This window comes from Rhodococcus sp. NPDC047139, assembly GCF_040643435.1.
Taxonomy (GTDB): domain Bacteria; phylum Actinomycetota; class Actinomycetes; order Mycobacteriales; family Mycobacteriaceae; genus Rhodococcus.
This window is the reverse complement of sequence record NZ_JBEYUH010000004.1, coordinates 240,201-258,523: the sequence shown is the minus strand read 5'-3', so window position 1 is coordinate 258,523 and position 18,323 is coordinate 240,201. Positions and strand designations below refer to the sequence as shown.

General features: G+C 63.7%; 16 protein-coding genes and 1 pseudogene. 6 read left to right on the top strand and 11 right to left on the bottom strand.

Going from position 1 to position 18,323, the window contains the following annotated elements; all coding sequences use genetic code 11:
• Positions 1–33: 33 nt before the first annotated feature.
• Positions 34–639, top strand: coding sequence for a DUF2510 domain-containing protein (locus tag ABZ789_RS06980; protein WP_358420937.1), 606 nt, complete (start codon positions 34–36; stop codon positions 637–639).
• A gap of 368 nt (positions 640–1,007) precedes the next feature.
• Entirely contained in the window at positions 1,008–1,265 is a 258-nt protein-coding gene (locus ABZ789_RS06975) for a hypothetical protein (protein ID WP_358420934.1), read from the top strand.
• A 555-nt stretch (positions 1,266–1,820) separates the two neighbouring features.
• Here ABZ789_RS06975 and ABZ789_RS06970 read toward each other — a convergent pair.
• The 6 genes and pseudogenes from ABZ789_RS06970 to ABZ789_RS06945 all read right to left on the bottom strand — a co-directional run bounded on the left by ABZ789_RS06970 (position 1,821) and on the right by ABZ789_RS06945 (position 9,481).
• Positions 1,821–2,228, bottom strand: coding sequence for a nuclear transport factor 2 family protein (locus ABZ789_RS06970; RefSeq protein WP_358420931.1), 408 nt, complete (start codon positions 2,226–2,228; stop codon positions 1,821–1,823).
• Between the two features lie 726 nt (positions 2,229–2,954).
• A pseudogene (locus tag ABZ789_RS06965) lies at positions 2,955–3,227 on the bottom strand (DUF6508 domain-containing protein); the annotation flags it as partial.
• Between the two features lie 391 nt (positions 3,228–3,618).
• Positions 3,619–3,939 carry a hypothetical protein gene (locus ABZ789_RS06960; protein ID WP_358420928.1) on the bottom strand — a complete coding sequence of 107 codons (321 nt, stop codon included), beginning with the start codon at positions 3,937–3,939 and terminating at the stop codon, positions 3,619–3,621.
• Positions 3,940–4,539: 600 nt separating this feature from the next.
• Complete coding sequence (locus ABZ789_RS06955; RefSeq protein ID WP_358420926.1) at positions 4,540–5,802, bottom strand: restriction endonuclease subunit S; 1,263 nt, start codon at positions 5,800–5,802, stop codon at positions 4,540–4,542.
• Entirely contained in the window at positions 5,799–7,409 is a 1,611-nt protein-coding gene (locus ABZ789_RS06950; RefSeq protein ID WP_358420923.1) for a class I SAM-dependent DNA methyltransferase, read from the bottom strand. The genes ABZ789_RS06955 and ABZ789_RS06950 overlap by 4 nt, the downstream gene beginning before the upstream one ends.
• Positions 7,410–7,411: 2 nt before the next feature.
• Positions 7,412–9,481 (bottom strand): hypothetical protein, encoded by a 2,070-nt coding sequence (locus tag ABZ789_RS06945; RefSeq protein WP_358420920.1) that lies wholly within the window; start codon positions 9,479–9,481, stop codon positions 7,412–7,414.
• A 141-nt stretch (positions 9,482–9,622) separates the two neighbouring features.
• On the opposite strand from ABZ789_RS06945, the gene ABZ789_RS06940 reads away from it, so the two are divergent.
• The 3 genes from ABZ789_RS06940 (at position 9,623) to ABZ789_RS06930 (ending at position 12,388) form a co-directional block, all read left to right on the top strand.
• Entirely contained in the window at positions 9,623–10,507 is an 885-nt protein-coding gene (locus tag ABZ789_RS06940) for a ribonuclease H family protein (protein WP_358420917.1), read from the top strand.
• A 37-nt stretch (positions 10,508–10,544) separates the two neighbouring features.
• Positions 10,545–11,003, top strand: a complete 459-nt coding sequence (locus tag ABZ789_RS06935; RefSeq protein WP_358420914.1) for a hypothetical protein — start codon at positions 10,545–10,547, stop codon at positions 11,001–11,003.
• A gap of 230 nt (positions 11,004–11,233) precedes the next feature.
• Positions 11,234–12,388 (top strand): hypothetical protein, encoded by a 1,155-nt coding sequence (locus tag ABZ789_RS06930; protein ID WP_358420912.1) that lies wholly within the window; start codon positions 11,234–11,236, stop codon positions 12,386–12,388.
• A 191-nt stretch (positions 12,389–12,579) separates the two neighbouring features.
• Here the strand turns inward: ABZ789_RS06930 and eutC are convergent, their stop codons facing one another.
• The 3 genes from eutC to ABZ789_RS06915 all read right to left on the bottom strand — a co-directional run bounded on the left by eutC (position 12,580) and on the right by ABZ789_RS06915 (position 15,698).
• Entirely contained in the window at positions 12,580–13,326 is a 747-nt protein-coding gene (eutC, locus tag ABZ789_RS06925; protein WP_358420909.1) for an ethanolamine ammonia-lyase subunit EutC, read from the bottom strand.
• Complete coding sequence (locus ABZ789_RS06920; RefSeq protein ID WP_358420906.1) at positions 13,323–14,735, bottom strand: ethanolamine ammonia-lyase subunit EutB; 1,413 nt, start codon at positions 14,733–14,735, stop codon at positions 13,323–13,325. The genes eutC and ABZ789_RS06920 overlap by 4 nt, the downstream gene beginning before the upstream one ends.
• 132 nt (positions 14,736–14,867) lie before the next feature.
• A complete protein-coding gene (locus ABZ789_RS06915; protein ID WP_358420904.1) occupies positions 14,868–15,698 on the bottom strand; it encodes an SGNH/GDSL hydrolase family protein in 831 nt (276 codons plus the stop codon).
• Positions 15,699–15,892: 194 nt separating this feature from the next.
• Here ABZ789_RS06915 and ABZ789_RS06910 point away from each other — a divergent pair, with 194 nt between their 5' ends.
• A complete protein-coding gene (locus tag ABZ789_RS06910; RefSeq protein ID WP_358420902.1) occupies positions 15,893–17,203 on the top strand; it encodes a serine/threonine-protein kinase in 1,311 nt (436 codons plus the stop codon).
• A 2-nt stretch (positions 17,204–17,205) separates the two neighbouring features.
• Here ABZ789_RS06910 and ABZ789_RS06905 read toward each other — a convergent pair whose 3' ends face one another.
• Both ABZ789_RS06905 and fabG read right to left on the bottom strand, forming a co-directional pair.
• A complete protein-coding gene (locus tag ABZ789_RS06905; RefSeq protein ID WP_358420899.1) occupies positions 17,206–17,418 on the bottom strand; it encodes a DUF4287 domain-containing protein in 213 nt (70 codons plus the stop codon).
• A gap of 121 nt (positions 17,419–17,539) precedes the next feature.
• Positions 17,540–18,298 carry a 3-oxoacyl-ACP reductase FabG gene (gene fabG, locus ABZ789_RS06900; RefSeq protein ID WP_358420897.1) on the bottom strand — a complete coding sequence of 253 codons (759 nt, stop codon included), beginning with the start codon at positions 18,296–18,298 and terminating at the stop codon, positions 17,540–17,542.
• Positions 18,299–18,323 lie beyond the last annotated feature (25 nt).

The window sequence follows — 18,323 nt, the reverse complement described above, 5'->3', positions numbered from 1 at the left end:
ACATTTGCGTTCACCGAGTAAGGACCCTGTGCAATGTCGAACGACAAATCGCCGGCGCCGGCCGGCTGGTATCCGGACCCCCAGGGCGGGCAACGGTATTGGGACGGGTCGACGTGGCTCGATTTCTCCGAATCGGGCGACGACGAGGCACCCGAGAAGACGCGTTGGTTCCGGAATCGGGTCGTCGTACTCACCTTGTTGGTGGTGGCACTCGCAGCTGTCGGGGGGACGGTGACGTGGAAGATCAACCACGATGCCCAGGTCGCCGCTCAGGCATCTGCGCTGGAGGAAGCGGCGAAGCGTGAAGCCGAGCGCCTCGAAGCGCAACGCGCCGAGCAGGAGGCCGCCGACGCAGCGGAACGTGCGTCCCGGGCGTTGAGCGTGGCGAACATCGAGTCGAGCATCGAAGAGATGGCGCTCGAGCACGTGAACAAGGGCATGTTCGACGGCCCGGTGCTCTCGGTGAAATGTTCCCCCGTCAACGGCGGATCCACGGACAATCTCAACGAAACCACCACGGTGTTCGAATGTTTCGTCGGCACCGAAGACGTCGGGGGCGGACGGATGCGCGGGTACAAGTACCACGCCACGATGAACTGGACCAGTGGCGAATTCACCTATGGTTTCGGGGCGCCGTAGGCGCCATACCATTCGTTATCAGGAAAGCCGATGTTGTGGTTCGGCGATAACATCGATTGCCGACAGTGAACCGTGGCCTCGCGTTGCGTTCGAGCAACGCCCCTGGGCCGGCACCTCCGGTGCATACGGGTCCCGACGCAAACGCCGCCCCACCTCCTGCCCGTAAGAGCCTCGATACCGCCGTTCATCGATCACCGGACGATCTCGCTCAGCAACGAATTGCAGGCAGTTGCTTGATAGACCGGCTCGTTGACGCAGGTATTCTTACGCAGATCACTGATGGACGCCGAAACCGCATCTGGCGAGCCCAGGATGTGGTTCGCGCGTTGGACGAGTTCGCTGCGCGCGCCAAATGCCGAAGGTGATGGATGCTGTTGCCCATAAACGCTCCGGAAACACCCCTTGCAGTGCAGACGCTGTTGAAGCAACTCGACTTGATCTGGCTCTTTGCAGACCAACACGTCTTACCGCGCATCGATGAGGCTGCTGCGTATTGGGAGCCGTCACCCAACTGCGTGAGTGTTCGACGCCTCGACGGAAAGCTCGTGGCCGACCGGCCGGACGAGGCGGCGGAGACCCTCCCCGAAACGACCGTCGCATGGCTCCTTTGGCACATCGAGTGGTAGTGGTCGAACACCCTCACGGTGTGCCGCGGAGGACGTCCGCTGACACCCGACGAGTACGAATGGTCCGGCGCGTCACTCGCGTCCGAACATTGCGCGACGAATGGGTTGAGCTACTGGAGACGACCGACCCGGGCACCGTCATCACGGATCTGATGCCTGAGCCCAGTCCGCTCTGGGAGGTCGCGGGGTGGGTCAATTTCGAACTGACGAAGAATATTTCGGAGATCGGCCAGATGTTGACGCACCGAGCCAACGCGCTGGTCTGACTTCGAAGCCCCATGTCACGCAGCGACGATCCCGGCGATCCGGATACGAGCGTCGACCGCCTGACAAAAATGATCATCGCGCGTTCGAGGTGGTCGGGGGTTGGTAACCAGCACCGCGCCCGTTGCGCGACGTTCCACCAGAACCTCGTTCGTGAAGCGCGCATTCTCGACGGTAGTAGCCGAGGAAGCCTCACGGGAGTAAGCGCCCGATTGGGGACAACTGGCAATCGGCGCTACTTGCACATCAACGTCACTCGTGCCCACGACCAGCACTGCAGTCGCGAAGTCCTCACGAATCGGACGAATCACGCTGTGCTGATGTCGTTTGCGTCAACACGCATTGCCACTTGCCGTCGCGCCTGACGAGCACATCGGTGGTCCACTCGTCGGCATCGAACCGTTGCTGCGCAAAGTGCGCGCTGTTCGTCACTCGAGCTGTCAACGTAGCCGTGTCCCCGTAGACACGCACGCGAATATCCCCGACCGTCTCCATTGCGGAGTGTGTGAGTTCGCCGGATGCGACCAGCCACAGGAATCGACTGCCCGGATCGATACCCGATTCGGACACCATCACCCATTCGTCTGCCGTGAACTCGGCGATGCGCTCGGCGTCGTTGGACACGATTGCGCGCGCCCAGTCGCGGGCGAACGCAACCAATTCCGCTTCGACGTCGGCCTGGTTCGAATCATGGTGCATGACGTCACCTCCCACACGTACGGTCAATCTTCCCAGGCTCAGCTTCACGTTGAAGATAGAACGCGTGTTCGAGTTGACGCTTCGCTTAGATCATGGGAGCATCCCCGCAACGATCTGAATACAGGTCGACCCCGGAAGGTGCGCCAACACCACTCCGGGGTCTGGGCACAAGACAGAACTGAGGCTGTCATGCACCGTAGGGTGGATTCTATCCACACGCCCTCCAGAGGCGTGCACCGGCAATCGGCCGTCTCCGGCCGCCACTTCACCTGGCCACCAGGTTCCTCACAGACGCTCTGACTGTTTCGCCTTTCGACCACCCATGGTCGGAGGGCTCGAGTCGTTTCCTGCGCATCAACGTGCACGAGGGCCGTTCCGGTATCCGAGGCACGTCGACGCACACGTCGCTCGTCTCCCACAGTCCGACGTCAGCGCTCGACGCTGCGAACCGGGGTGCCATTCCTCGCGTTCGAAACCGACTGGGCACCAGTATCCTTCGACTCCACAGCTGGTGGTGGAGCACCCGATCGTGAGGGTCGACACGAACGACCGGGTCCAGTACAAGCCACACGTCGTCTGCGACGTGGGGCCAGAAGTGCTGGCCGAGACGGTCTATCGGGGAATGGCGACCGGGCAGCGTTGGGGAAGGGGCCGAAGACTCAGGGACCCGCAGGGTCTCCGATCTGTTGGCGCAGCCGCCCGAAGGGCGCCCGCTTTTCTTTTCCGTCAGCTTGCGTTTCCGGTGGTTTCGAGTAGCCGGCGCAACAAGCTTCCGATCAAGCCCTGCTCCACGTAACTCTCGAACGAGCCGCTATCGAACCGATCTGCACGAACCGATACGGTCAAGTACCGCAGACAATCTGCAGCCGACGCGTGACCGATCGGGCGCGGATCGGAATACTCGAGCACCGCCTTGCCTTCCCAACTGGGCCACGCGAACGGGACGACCCATCCGTGATCATGCAGAAAACTCAACGCCCAACCGACCACAGACAAATCAGCCGGTGCATCGGCGGCCGCGGCCTCCTCGCGAGCACATCTGGACGAGAAGTTGTCGAGAGCCTAGGCGAGCAACCGACGCTCCTCCCAGTCACTCGGGGCCAACACGTCGATCACCGCGATGAACGGCGCGTCGTCCGGCTCAGCACCCACTGAATTCGCCTTCCTTCACGACAGTCAGAACGGCGTCGCCTCATCGATGAAGCGCCCGGCCGAGGTGACTGGTCGACAACCATCCAGCTGCGATCCCAGACCTGCGCCCGCCCCTGACCGGTCGCGTAGACACTGGTCGAGTAGAAGATGCCTTCGGCTTGAACCAAATCTTGAGCGGCTTGGAGGTCCATGCACCGGACGTCGGGCATGACAGCGGCCGGCTCGTAATCTGCCGCGGTCACGGACGGTATCGCAGTGGAAGTCGAGGCGGACTCGCTGTTCGGGCGGTGGTCGCGGCTGTTGCTCCACTCGAAGTCAGGGAGTGCGCAGCCGCCGAGTGACCGGACGACTTCGGGGTGGTGGAGGCGTCCCCTTCGGACGGAGCTTCGAGTCCGTCGGACATGTCGTTGATGATCCCGAAGAGGACGAACGCGGTGGCGAGAACAGCGGCGATCACCACACCGCGGCGAAGCCGGGGGTGGCTTCGCCGCTTCTGGTGGAAATACCAGCGCAGTTCGCAGGTCTCCGGCCAAGAAAGCCCGAGGACCAGCTTCGGCACGTGCGGCGAGCGCCGCCTGTTCTGCTTTGACGCGCCGTCGATATTCACGCACGGGGCTTGCCGACTGCGAGGTAGACAAGCCCCACGGTCACCAGTAAGGAGAAGAGGGCCTGCCGAACTCGCCGCCAAGTACCTCGACGGTCGCCAGCCACAGCACGACGCCGACGAACATGCCGGCACTACGCGCGAGTAGGGACGACGGACTTCATGACACTCCTTCGGGTGATCCTGCTGGGGCCCGAGTTGGCTCACATCTTCGGGATGAGCGATGACGCACGTCCTTGACCTGCAGCTTCTCGTCGCGACCGGTCTGATTTCACGCACTGATATGGACGTCGATTTGTCAAGAATGCAGGGTGAGGCGGCGCCGGGGACCGTCGTCGCGGGGCGCCGCCTCTGGGGGTCCGGCTGAATTTTCGGATGGTGGCGAGCGTGTCGGTTTCGACGCGTGGTCACTCTGATATGCGCGGGTTGGGTACCGCAGGACGGTTATTCGGCTGGGAGTGGGCTCGCTCGTCTAATATCGAGCGTGATCCACCTCGAGGGGTTGGATTGCTCATCACGCCCGAGCATTCTCCGACCCATGGCGATCCAGCGACCTCACACGACGTCCGAAACAGCTCTTTCGGCGTCACGAACGTGGAACTCGCCAGACATGAGTCGGGGAAGCAATGCGCTCCGGAGATCGGCGAGAACCCGCGCCTCCCTTCTCAAAGAAGCGATGGACTCTTCAAGGGGCTCAAGTGTATTAGCCAATACACGTTGATCCTCGATAGGCGGCAAGTCCAACTTCATCGATCCAATGTCGGTGAGGTTGAGGTAGTCTGCCATATCAGTGTTTCCCTTCCGGTACGACGCTTGACTGAGGAACGAGGGAGACGAGAGCCACCGACGCAGGTAGGATCTCTCGATTGACCCGTTGCCATTACGGACGCGAAAGAAGCACACTTGAGGGCTATATACCACCGGCTCCTCAGCACCCTCGAATACCGCCAGCCGCCCGACGGTCCCCTTCGTTGTGAGGACAATATCCCCAGGCTGTCCCGCTTTAGACCCAATCGCCTTACGCCGCTCATACGAGACAAAATCCGTGCCGTTAAGATGAATCTCTCCATCAAATATGTCGGCTACCCGAATTATTCGATAACCGTCCTCATTGAGCTCGGCTCGCTTAGTTCGGTACCCATCCCCAAAAACAATCGCACCCATCCTGCTCAACTCAACGAGCGTGATAACATCGGGTCGAGATTCGCACTTGGTCGTTTCCATCGAGAAGCGCGAATACTCGGCATCAGCAAGGTGATTCAAACTCTGGATGCAACGTCGGTTGGCGGCGATCTTGTCGTCGAGGGCGCCGAGGACCTCGGCGATGGCGCGTTGCTCGCGCAAAGTCGGCAGTGGCACCCGCAACCGACCGAGGATCCCAAGGTTAATGTGCGGAACACCCGTGGAAATTGCATGGTCTGAAATCTGTCTGAGGAAGGTTTCCGAACTGCACGCATAATATACGTATTCCGTGTCAGCGACATCAGGGTTGATCGTCACCCGCATCTGGCTTTGCGAAACGACATACCGCTCAAACGGCACCGCAGGCACAAGCGCCACTTGCCCCAGAGTTCCGCGCTGCGTGAAGACGAGATCCCCAGGACGCGCCTGGTTTCGCGACAGGTCAGACTCCACTTTTTCAGGCGTCACATACACGAACTCGCCGGAGACAAACTTCCCCAGAGACATGTTGGCACCCCGGATAACGGGGACCCCCGACTCCGCATAATCCTTATTGACCAAAGATGAGCCAAAGGGTCCGCCCACGATACCTTTCGGAGCTGCGATGTCAGCTAACTCCACCAGTGGGCGACTCATTCGATCCTCCCCAACTGCTCCCGCACGACAGCCTGCAACCGCGCCGACTCGTCGAACTGCTCGTACAGTTCCTTCGTCAACCGCGCAATTTTCTCTTCGATCGGCTCACCGTCGTCCTCCAGCGGTGCCGCACCCACATACCGACCCGGCGTCAGCGCGTAGTCGGCTTCCTTGATCTCCGCCAACGACGCCGAGTAGCAGAATCCCGGCTCATCGGCGTATTCACCCTTGGCCGATTCCGTTCCGCGCCAAGCATGGAACGTGTCCGCAATCTTTGCGATGTCGTCATCCGACAACGCGCGCTCTGCGCGATCAACCATGTAACCAAGGTTGCGGGCATCGATGAACAACACCTCGCCGCGGCGATCGATCGAACCCTTCACGCCGGCAGACTTGTCCTTCGCGAAGAACCACACGCACACCGGAATACCGGTACTGCGGAACAACTGCGTCGGAAGCGCGACCATGCACGACACCAGATCGGCTTCGACAAGCCGCGCACGGATTTCGCCCTCGCCACCGGAGTTCGACGACATCGCGCCGTTCGCCATCACCACACCGGCCGAACCACGCTCCGCGAGCTTCGAAATGATGTGCTGAATCCACGCGTAGTTCGCGTTGCCGGCCGGCGGCACGCCGAACTTCCAGCGCTTGTCGTCCTCGCGACGCGACCAATCCTTGATATTGAACGGAGGGTTGGCCATCACGAAGTCAGCAAGCAAATCGGGATGCAGGTCCTGTGCGAAGGTGTCGCCCCAGCGCTCGGCGAGATTGGCGGTAATGCCATGAATCGCCAGGTTCATCTTCGCCATGCGCCAGGTGCGCTCGTTGAGTTCCTGACCGTACACGGCAATGTCCGTCGGGTTGCCGCCGTGATGTTCGATGAACTTCTCGGCCTGCACGAACATGCCACCCGACCCGCACGCCGGGTCGTACACGCGACCGCTGTACGGCTCGAGGACCTCAACCAGAACACGCACAACACCTGCAGGAGTGTAGAATTCGCCGCCGCGCTTACCTTCGGCGCGAGCGAACTTCTCCAGGAAGTACTCGTACACCTCGCCGAGAAGGTCCCGCGCCTTACGCGCACCCTCGCCAGTGAAGCGAGTGCTGTTGAGCAGGTCGAGGAGCTCGCCGAGACGCCGCTGGTCGACGTTGTCGCCGTTGAAGATCATCGGCAACGTGCCCTTCAACGACGGGTTCTCCGTCATCAGAGCAAGCATCGCGCGGTTGATCAGCTCACCGACGGTCAGCCCCTCGGTCTCGGCCGTCTCCTGCACGCCCTTCGCGTTCTGCGCGAGGTACTCCCAACGCGCCTCCGCGGGCACCCAGAAGACGGTGGAGCCTGTGTACTCGTCGCGGTCGTCGATCAGCGACGCCACATCCTCGTCGTCGAGCCCGTCGGCGCGTAGCTCCGCTTCGAGTTGCTGGCGACGCTCGTCGAACGCATCCGACACGTACTTGAGGAACACCAGCCCGAGGATGACGTCCTTGTACTGGGACGCATCCATGGAACCGCGCAGCTTGTCGGCGGCCTTCCACAGTGTGTCCTTCAGTTCCTTCATGGTCGACGGTGCTGTGGCCGTCGCCCTCTTCCTCGGTGGCATCTTCACCCTTCCTCCGGGTCGGACCCGTTGTGTGCCGTGACGGACAGGACTCCGCGAGTCACGCCGTCGACCATTGTGTCGGTCAGTTCGTTCAAGCTGTCGAGCAGGTCCTGCGCCTCACGCCGCCGCGCGTCGAGATCACGCAGTGCCGAGGTCACGTTGTCGACCTGATCGGAATCGAGCATCGGGATCGTCCAGTCGCGCCAGCGCCGTCCCCCACGAACAGCTCCCGCCGGCTTCTCGACGAAGGCTCGCCGTCGGAGATGCCGCGCGATCACTTCCGGTATCAATCCCTCGGTCTCACCAGGACGGATACGGAAGACGCGGGCCGGGGCAAGGACGAGCGATCCGCCGTCGGAATCGACCATGACACCGACGCTCGGCGCTGTGCAGAACACGATGTCGTCCGGCTCGGTGTAGCGACTGTTCGGATACTTCGTCGTGTGTGCCAGGCGGTCCACGCCCCGGGCGCCGAGTCTCTTCTCGCCCAACAGTTCTGCTGGGCCGATCACGCGCACGTTCCCGTCCGCACAAATATCGCGGTCGTCGATCCGGTTGCCCGCAACGAGTGCAAGCTTCTGGCGCGCCACCAACTCGCCGGCAGTGGGCATCTGCGATGTAGCCGAACCGCCGTACGCAACCTTCAACTGCAGATCGTCAACGATACGACGCGAGTGCCCGTTCACCGCATCGACGTGTGCCATCACACGGCTCGCGACGTCCGCACCGGCAAGTGCGGGTCGCTCGTCGCGCGGCACGACTAGACCGAGGTGGTCTGCGGCGAGCAGCCTCGAGGTTCGGTGCACGGCTCCGAACGCGAATGCGTGAGCGCAGACGGACTTCCAATCGCCCATCGCGGCAACCACATCGGATATCACGCCCTCGATCGTCTCGTTGTCGAGGCTTCGATGGCCGACGTCGGCGAGCACCGTCCACCTATCCGCGGGGGCGGTTCGCTCGTCCGGCGCACCCAACACCCATATCGCCATCGGCATGCCCGGCTTGGTCACCAACAACCCCTCGGGGAGGCGGATGGCAGCACGCAGCCGATCGGACCGGACGATTCCGGACCGGATCGACAGCGCCTCCCGGTCACGGAGCGGATCGACCAGCACGCTTGCCGGTGCGATCACCACCGCCGTGTGCTCCGGACCCATCTGGACAGTGATGTTGTCGATCTCCGACAGCACATCGACGGGCGTGTACCCGAGCGTGGACGGCGACGGGTACTGAGTGAGGAACAGGGCCGGTCGGTCGAGGGAGAAATCTGCCCCGAACCCCTCTGCGGGACTGGGGTGCCGGCGCCAGCGGTGGATCGCCAGTCGTCGTCGCGCAAGGCGAGCCGAGGCCGTATCGGCGCGGCCGGTGATGGCGATCGGCTCGGAATCTTCGGAGAGGTCACGACGCAGCGCTACCAGCAGATCGCTGCCGTCGACCGAGGGATCGACGAACGTCACGCTGTCGCTCGAGACCAGCGCCGTCGTGACCCGCGTGCACAGCGTGAGCGCACTTTCGGCGAGGGCGGAGTCGGCCCAGTCGGGCAACGGCAACCGGAAGCGCTGCCCGATGAGCGCCTCGAAGGCATGTTCCGGGGTATAGGCGGCGTCGGCCATCCGATCTGCGTGACGCGCATACGTCGAAAGATGTTCGCCGAGGTCGGACAGCTCCCGGTACAGGTAGACGTCGTCGGGGTCCAGGTCGTCGGCCTCGTCGAGGATCTCCTCGTCGTCCAGGTCGCCCAACGACATGCCGATCTGCGCTTTCAAGCACAACAGCGCGGTGAGACCGGCGAACGCGATGTCGGGATCAGCACCGGTGGGATGTTCGAGCGCGGCGAAGACGGCGACATCCTCAGCGAGGGTGTCGTTGTTGCCGAGCCCCCGATCTCGGAGCCAGGCCACTACGTCGTCGGCGGCGAACTTCTCCTGGCGTGCTTCGACACGCGCCGGCGTCGGGAAGGGACGGTCGCTGTTGCTGTAGCGCTTGGCCCACATCGTCACGACCGGGCGTTTCACACCGGCAAGTGCGGCAATGTCGCTTTTCGACAGGAGCAGGGTGGGCTCGTCACTCATGGGTGTGCGTCTCCTTCCCTTCCTGCTCCGAGGCCGTTCGCGGTCGTTTCGAAATCTACGACAGCGGGCGGACACCACCACGCGCGGATGCGATAACCCCCGTTATCACTCGATTCATCGACGGCGTGGGCCGCCGATTTCATGATCGACATCGACCCCGAAAACGAGGAGGATCCGATGCTCGCCGCCATCCACATCAGGGAGACCTGCAGCGACGCAGGACCGCAGATCTGCGCCGCGATCGCAACCGACGACGACGTCGTCCTGCTCACCCGCGACGGAGACTCCGAGACCGACCGCCTGCTCCTCGGTCTCGACGCGTTCGACGCGCTGTACGCGAAGGCGCGGACCTCTCCTACCCGGGTCCACATCTCGGACAGCGCGCTGCGCCGCACCTTGAAGAACGTCGCCGAGTCCTTCCCGGCCGTGCAGTTCGTCGACACGGCCTTCGGTCCGTTCGGCATCCTTCTCTCACGCGCATCCGACACCATCGGGGCACACGTCGCGGCCTTGCTCGCAGCGGACGAAGCACGCCGCGAGGCAGAACTCGAGGCACGTCCGCCGCTGGTGGTGGCGACCGACGCGTCGAAGGCCAAGAACCGTCGCGGCACGGGACTGGGCTGCGTATCCGATACCGGCGTGCACCAGATGCGGATGGCGTGCGACGCTCGCTCAATCCTCGAAGGTGAACTCCTGGCCATCCACATGGCAATCTGCCGCTTCTCGAATCCCAAGTTGCACATCCTCACCGACAGCCGGCTCGCCCTCGCCTGCCTCGAAGGCACCTACGAAGGTCGCCCCGAGATCGTGGACGTCGTGGAACGGATCCGGAATCGGATCAAGGGTCGTACCGTCGAGTTCTCGTGGGTACGCGGGCACAGCGGACACCCCCTCAACGAAGTCGCCGATCGACTGGCGGTCGCGGCGCGGCGTTGCCACGACGCGAATGTTTCGCCGGAGGTCGCATCGGCGATCGCGAACAACATCGTTGCTTCGCTGAAGAACGTGCTTCCCGAAACTGCCTGACCCCAAAACAATCCGCGAACCACAACCAGGAGAACCAATGAGTACTCGAGATTTCGACCAGCGTTACAACGCAAATCTGATCGCGTCACTCGCTGCCAGCGTCGGCATCATTCTCGGCAGCATCGGCCCTTGGGCGAGCTTCATGGCCTTCACCAAGAACGGCCTCGAGGGGGACGGGATGATCACGTTGATCCTGGGAGTGCTGGCGGCCGTCGCGATGTTCACGCTGTTCTCCCGCGGACCGGTCGGCGGGAACGTCATTCGGTGGGTCGCACCGGCCGCGAGTGTGATCTGCCTCGGCATCGCGATCTACGACATCATGAACGTCTCGTCGCACACGGCCGAGTTCTTCGGAGAGACGATCGGCATCCAGATCGGCTGGGGATTGTGGTTGGTGGCGATCTCGTCGGCCATCCTGTTCCTGACGTCGACATCCGTCGCGAAGAAGCCCCGCAATCGCGACGACGTCCCTCCCGCGAACGAGGTTCACAACTGAAAAGTGAGGCTCACAACCCGGGTGGTCGACCACAAGGGTTGTGAGCCTCACCTATAGGTTGTCTGCCCCGAGAAGCCTGTTCGGACACAGCAGCACAAGTAGCGAGGCGAGTGAGATCTACTCTGGCATTATTCGCAAAACGGCGTAATGTCGGCCGAATTGCACGCCTGCCTGAATAGGGCAGACGCCGGTGGAATGCATCGCCTCTTCGGGTCTTCCAAGGAGTACGCATGGCACGCAAAGTCCGCTCTACTTCGAAGTCGCGCAAAACCTCTATGCCCGAACAACGCACCAAACAGGTTCGGAGCAACCCACGCACAGGCGAGCGTTCCGCCCCTTCGGGATTGGGCTTCCACGAAGCCCGCGCACCAAAGGGCGCATATGTTGCCGACACTCCCAGCTATCACTACGCCATCAAGTCGGTTGCTTCCGGCTGGGAACTGCGCATCTACGAACGGACGAACGGTTCCGGAGAAGGGCAGCAGCCCGGCAGCCACGAATTGTTCGCTTCGCACTCGAAGACCATGCAGAGCAAATCCGCCTGCATCGCTCTGGCTCAGGCGTTTCACAATCTTGGCGACAGCTTCAACGAATTCGCACACGGATATCGCAGTCGATTCAGCCAGGCACTCCTCGACGTCGAGAATCCCGCCCAGAAGACACCGGCAGCAACGCCCAGCAGGACTCCCACAAGGCCACCCAGTTCCGCGCCCGAGGTTGCCAGCGTCGTGCCACACACCGCTACGACTCAGACCGACACCCCCAGACCTCACGCACCGCGGTCTGTTGCTTCGAGAACCGGTACGAGGTTGTCCGCCACGCACAAGCAACTCCGAAGCTCACCTCCGCGACGCCTGAGTGAAGCAGAACTGCGCGAAGCGGTCTCGATCGCACGTCGACAAGTCTTCGTCATTCGCGGCAGCGGGGTTTTTCACGCCTCGGCACGATGCAGGGATGGCCGGAACGCCACCCACCGGTGCATGGCTGCAGACGCCTACCGCAGCCATCTGAGCCCCTGTCCGAGGTGCAGCACCAGCCTGGCGCGCGAACTCGGTCGATACATCGACAGAACCCGTACTGGAAGCGGTGCTGCGCAGCCACTACGCCTGGTCCGGATCGGCAAGAAGACCTCGCCCTCCGACACCGCTTTGCGTCGCCAGAACCAGAAGTCGCGTTCGAAGGGGACCCCTGGACGCAGGACCGGTTCTCGGCAAGACGGCAGTATCCCGTACGGCGCTCCATCGAATATCGACGACATCCGGTTCTCCCACCGGACAGCTGCGGAATGGGGGACCTCGTCTTACGGGCAGCACCCTGAGGAATTCCTCGGCAGCCCTACCGAGGACGACCATGATTGGCGTGGAGGGAACTCGCTCTACGAGTGACCCACCGCATGAGGTCCTGGAAATCGCGGAAGAGTCATGAAGCGTGCTGCTCGCCACCATCGCTGCGATCCTCGATGCCGCCCTCGATCACAACTCGATCCCTTGGAGGCTATCGCGATAGATCAACGGATCATGACCGGCGGGCGCAAGGGCAACACAGTGGACGGACACGGTCCGAGCCGGACTGACGCCTACAGCTCCTTCTGGTCCGTCCGACTCAACGCGGGGTCCCGCGAGGTGTCCTTCAGCGCCACCCCCGACGCCCCCAACTGCCGCGCGCCGTCGACGAGCGCCGCGATGACGCGCGCGGCATGGTCGTAGGTCATCCCGCCCGGCGGGTGGATGTTCGACACGCAGTTACGTTCGGCGTCACTACGTCCCGGCCTCGGGTGGTGCGTCAGGTATACACCGACGCTGTCCGCCACCGAGAGGCCGGGGCGCTCTCCGATTACCACGAGCATCGTTGTGACACGGAGTTGTTCGCCGATCTGGTCGCCCAGTGCCACGCGAGCTTGTGTCGCGATCACCGGGGGTGCCATCGTCAGGCCCGGCAACGCGGCGCGGATGGCAGCGAGCAGATCGGCACCGTGTGCGTCCAGGGCCGTGGACGACAACCCGTCGCACAGCGCGATACCGAGATCGGCGTCGGTACGCGGGAGCGTTGTACCTTCGGCGAGTTGCCGACCGAGGTCCGGGCGACGCAGATAAGTACTGCGATCCCCCGCTGCGCTCTCCACGATCAGTGGTTCGCCGAGGCCCAGACCGCGAACCCGATCGGCCAGAGCGGGAACGTCGAGCGAGACGTGCACGGCGTCGCGGGCTTCGGCATGCGCCGTCACGAAATCCAGATGACGTCGAGTGGGAACTCCGTTCCCCGCGCGTCCCAGCCCGATGCGTGCCTGGGTGTGACGTCGCAGTTCGTCCCAGAGCTCGCTCACAGGGCACCTCCGAGCGCGCGGAGAGGAGAGGTTCCGACGTCCACGGGCAGGACTCGGCCGGCATCGTCTGCCATGCCCTGCCTGCGCAGCCAGTCCTCGAACTCCGGTGCCGGTCGCAGGTTCGCGGCCTGCCGCACGTAGAGCGCATCGTGGAACGACAACGACTGGTATCCGAGCATCACGTCGTCGGCGCCCGGCACGGTGATGACGAACGCTGTCCCCGCGACCGCGAGCAGGGTGAGCAGGGTGTCCATGTCGTCTTGATCGGCCTCGGCGTGGTTCGTGTAGCAGACGTCCACACCCATCGGCAGGCCGAGGAGTTTCCCGCAGAACTGGTCTTCGAGGCCCGCACGGATGATCTGCTTGCCGTCGTAGAGATATTCCGGGCCGATGAACCCGACCACCGTGTTGACGAGGAGTGGATCGAATGCGCGCGCAACGCCGTACGCGCGGGCTTCGAGAGTTTGCTGATCGACCGGTCTGTCTCCGGTGCCGAGGTGCGTCCCGGACGACAGCGCCGAGCCCTGCCCGGTCTCGAAGTACATGACGTTCTCCCCCACGGTTCCCCGGCGCAGCGACCTGCCGGCCTCGTTACCCTCCCGCAGCACCTCGAGGTTCACGCCGAAACTGCGGTTCGCGCCTTCGGTGCCCGCGATGGACTGGAACACGAGATCGACGGGTGCCCCCGCCCCGATCAAGTCGATCGTGGTGGTGACATGGGTGAGCACACACGACTGGGTGGGGATGTCGAACCGCTGACGGATCTCGTCGAGCAGAAGGAGCAGGTCGGCGACGGCGTGCGGCGAATCGCTCGCCGGGTTGATGCCCACCACGGCGTCGCCGCATCCCATCAGCAGGCCGTCGAGGACCGAGGCAGCGACGCCGCGCGGATCGTCGACAGGGTGGTTCGGTTGCAGTCGCGTCGCCAGCCGGCCGGGTAATCCGATGGTGGTGCGGAACGCGCTGACGACCGTCGCCGCGCGGGACACCGCGATCAGATCCTGATTCCGCATGATCTTGCTGACCGCCGCCACCATCTCCGGAGTGAGGCCCGGCGCGAGCGTGGCGAGCACGTCGGCCGAATCCGGGCCGGCGGCGACCGCCAACAGGTGATCGCGCATCTCCCCGACGGTCATGTGCGACACCGGTGCGAACGCCGTCGCGTCGTGGGTGTCGACGATCAGCCTCGTCACTTCGTCGGTCTCGTACGGCACGACTGCTTCGGTCAGGAATGTGGTCAGCGGAAGGTCTGCGAGGGCTGTCTGCGCGGCGGCGCGTTCTTCTTCGGAAGCAGCCGCGCAACCGGCGAGTTCGTCACCCGAACGTTGTGGCGATGCTTTGGCGAGCAGCTCGACGAGACCGTCGAACTCGTAACTCGTGCCGCCGAGACGTTGTCGGTGGATCGTCATCAGGGCCTCCCGCGCAGGACCGGTTCGACGGATGTACACACGCCGTGCAGTGCAGCATTCCACCTTTTCGCAGTCGTGTCCGGCGAGTGTCGTGGTTGAAACGTGCAGGGCCCGCTCGGCGACTCTCGGCGCCTACCGGCGGCCGTACCAGGCGGCCGTCACCCGCTCCGCCATGTGTCGCATGCCCGCGGCGGTAGGGTGCAGCGGTCTTGCGAGCGACAGCGACTGGCGCCCCTCGTACCAGCGCTGTTCGGAAGGCGCACACGCGTCGTGTCCTTGCATGCCGACCGTGACGTCGACGAACTCGGCCCCGGCCGCAGAAGCCGAACCGGCGAGCACACGATTCATGCGAGAGAAGAAATTCGTGACGAACACCGCGTCGGCGTCGCTGGTGGGGATGCTGGGCCAGCAACCCCGGTTGCCGAAGACACCACCGTGTCCGACGAGCATGACCCGCGCGCGAGGTGCGCGTTGCTGAATGGTGGCGAGGGTAGCGGTGACTTTCGGTCCGAGCGACGCCAGTGCGGTATCCATACGCGACGTGGTGCCCGGATCGGTGCGGCAGTGCGCATCACCACCAGGAAGTTCTGTGTAGCACGACGAGACGATATCCGACCACCGAATGTCGTTGCCGCCGATGCTCAGTGTGACGAGGTCCGTGTCCGGGGTGAGCGACTCGACCTGTGGCGGCACAGGTCCCGTGGAGGTCTGCTGCGGAACGGAGGTTACGTTCTCGGAGCGCGCACCTGCGCACGCGACATTCACGAAGGGAGCAGCCTGCAGCGATCCTGCGACGAGGTTCGGATATCCCGCGTCGGCGCGGGCGCATCCTCCGATCATGGCGGCGGCGTCGAGATAGGGTCCGGCGGCGCGCGAGTCGCCGAGTGCGACGTATCGGACCCCCTGATCCGCGCCGGGATCGCTCATCGCAGTCACCGGCCACACCATGGATACAGCTGCCACGCCGGCGACGATTCCGGCCCTCACTATCGTCTTCATTCCGCCCTCCGGCAGCTTCGTTCTCACAGCGTGAGATCGGCGCGGATTACCAGGACGTTACTGGCAAGCAATCAAGATCGTAGGTGAAACACGGACCGACGCCGCCGCACGAAGGCATATGGAGTTTTGTTCGACCGTCGAGCGGCTACCGTCGATCTGTGACCGTCCACAACCACCTCGGCGGCCGCTACGAGCTGAGCGGCCTGCTCGGCGTGGGCGCCACCGGGGAGATCTACGCCGGTTGGGACACCCGACTCCACCGGCCGGTAGCGGTCAAACTGCTGCGACGAGAGATCGGCCGCCGACCGGACGCGCGGCGTCGCTTCGACCTCGAGGCGCGAGCGGCCGCGGTGCTGAGCCACCCCCACATCGTCACCGTCTATGACACCGGCGAGTACGACGGACGTCCCTACATCGTCATGGAGCGACTCCCGGGACGCACGCTCGCACACGACATCGCTTGCGGCTCAATCCCCGTCGCTCGGGTGCGCACCGTCCTCGTCGCCGTCCTCGAAGCTCTCGTCGCCGCCCACGAATCCGGGATCCTCCACCGGGACATCAAACCGGCGAACCTACTCGTTTCGGAGAACGGTCACATCAAGGTTGCCGACTTCGGCATTGCGAAGATGGGCGGCGACGACCTCACCGGCACCGGCGAACTTGTGGGAACCGTCGCCTATCTGAGCCCCGGCCGCATCACAGGACACCCCGCGTCCGTGTCGGACGATCTCTACGCTCTCGGGGTGGTCGGCTACGAGGCGCTGTGTGGACGACGACCGTTCTCCGGCGACAACATCCTCGCACTGGCACGGGCAATCACCCACGAACAGCCACCACCGCTTTCCGACTTGTGCCCGCACGCTCCTCCCGGGCTGCTCGCCGTGATCGAACGGGCAATGGCGCGTGACCCTTCCGACCGATTCGGAAGCGCGCGGGAGATGCTGGCGGCGCTGCACGCCGCCGACGACCCCGGCGCGGCGACAACCCGTCTTTCTGTGAGCGGCGTCGTCACCGCACCGCTTTCCACCGCCGTCCCCGCACGTGATCGCGCGGACCGACTCCACCGAGCCCTCCTCGCGACGGGCACGACACTTGTCGGCGCGATTGTCGTGGGAGGTCTCGTGCTGGGGCTCGGGCGAGATACCGCCTCCGCGCCCGCGGTGGTACCGGAGACGCGTACACCCGGTACCTATGCGTCGCTACCGGAGCGGGTTACGGTTACCACCGACGCGTCACCGTCTCCCGAAGCGGTGCCTGTTCCGGCAAGCGCCCCGGCCGAGATACCGGCGATCCCTCCGGTGGTCGCGCGACCCGAATCGACCGAACCCGATTCCCGTGGAAACAGCGGCAACGGCAATGCCGGAAGCAACAACGGGAACGGGAACGGGAACAGGAACGGCAACAGCACCAACGGGAACGGCAACAATGGCAACGGCAACAGCAACCGCGGTAACGGCAACGGAAGCTGACGTCAGTCGGCCCTGCGCTCCTTCAAGGTATGCGCCACGAGCGCGTTGGCGTGCCCGTGACCCATCCCGTGTTCCTCTTTGAGCCAGTTCACCAGCTCCATGTGCTTGCCGAGATCCGACGCGCGGATCATGTCCTTCCACTCCTCGATCGGGCGACCGTACTTCTGCTCGATCGACGGAAAATACGACTCGGGCCCCTTCACCTTCTCGCTCATGCCCGGAACAGTAAGCACAACGACCGACACCCGGGGGCCATTCCGAGTGACACCGATGAAACGACTGTGGCGCCGCGCTCCGGATCGGGACGACGCGACGCCACAGCAGTACTGAGGAAGCTCAGGCCTTCGGGCCACCCGCCACATAGATGACCTGACCGGAGACGAAGCCCGCACCTTCGGAAGCGAGGAACGAGGCAGTGTGGGCGATGTCGTCGACCTCGCCGATACGACCGACCGGAATGCTCGACGCGATGTTCGTCTTGAAGTCCTCGAACGACACACCGAGACGCTCGGCGGTCGCGGCGGTCATCTCGGTTGCGATGAAGCCCGGTGCGATGGCGTTCGCGGTGACGCCGAACTTGCCGAGTTCGACCGCGAGGGTCTTGGTGAAGCCCTGCATGCCGGCCTTCGCCGCGGAGTAATTGACCTGACCCCGGTTGCCGAGAGCCGACGTGCTCGACAGGTTGACGATGCGACCGAACTTGGCGTCGACCATGTAACCCTGGACGGCACGGGTCATGAGGAAAGCGCCACGCAGGTGCACGTTCATGACAGCGTCCCAGTCCTCGACGGTCATCTTGAACAGCAGGTTGTCGCGGGTGATGCCGGCGTTGTTGATCAGGACGGTCGGCTCGCCCAGTTCGCCGGCGACCTTCTCGACGGCAGCGGCGACGGACTTCTCGTCCGAGACATCGGCGCCCACAGCAAGCGCCTTGCCTCCGGCCGACTCGATCGCCGAAACAGTGTCTTTACAAGCTGACTCGTCGAGATCGAGGACGGCGACCTGGTAGCCGTCGCCCGCGAGACGCTTTGCGACGGCAGCGCCGATTCCGCGCGCGGCTCCGGTGACGATGGCAGTGCGAGGTTGTGTGCTCATAATGTTCCTTCGTAAGGGATGGGTG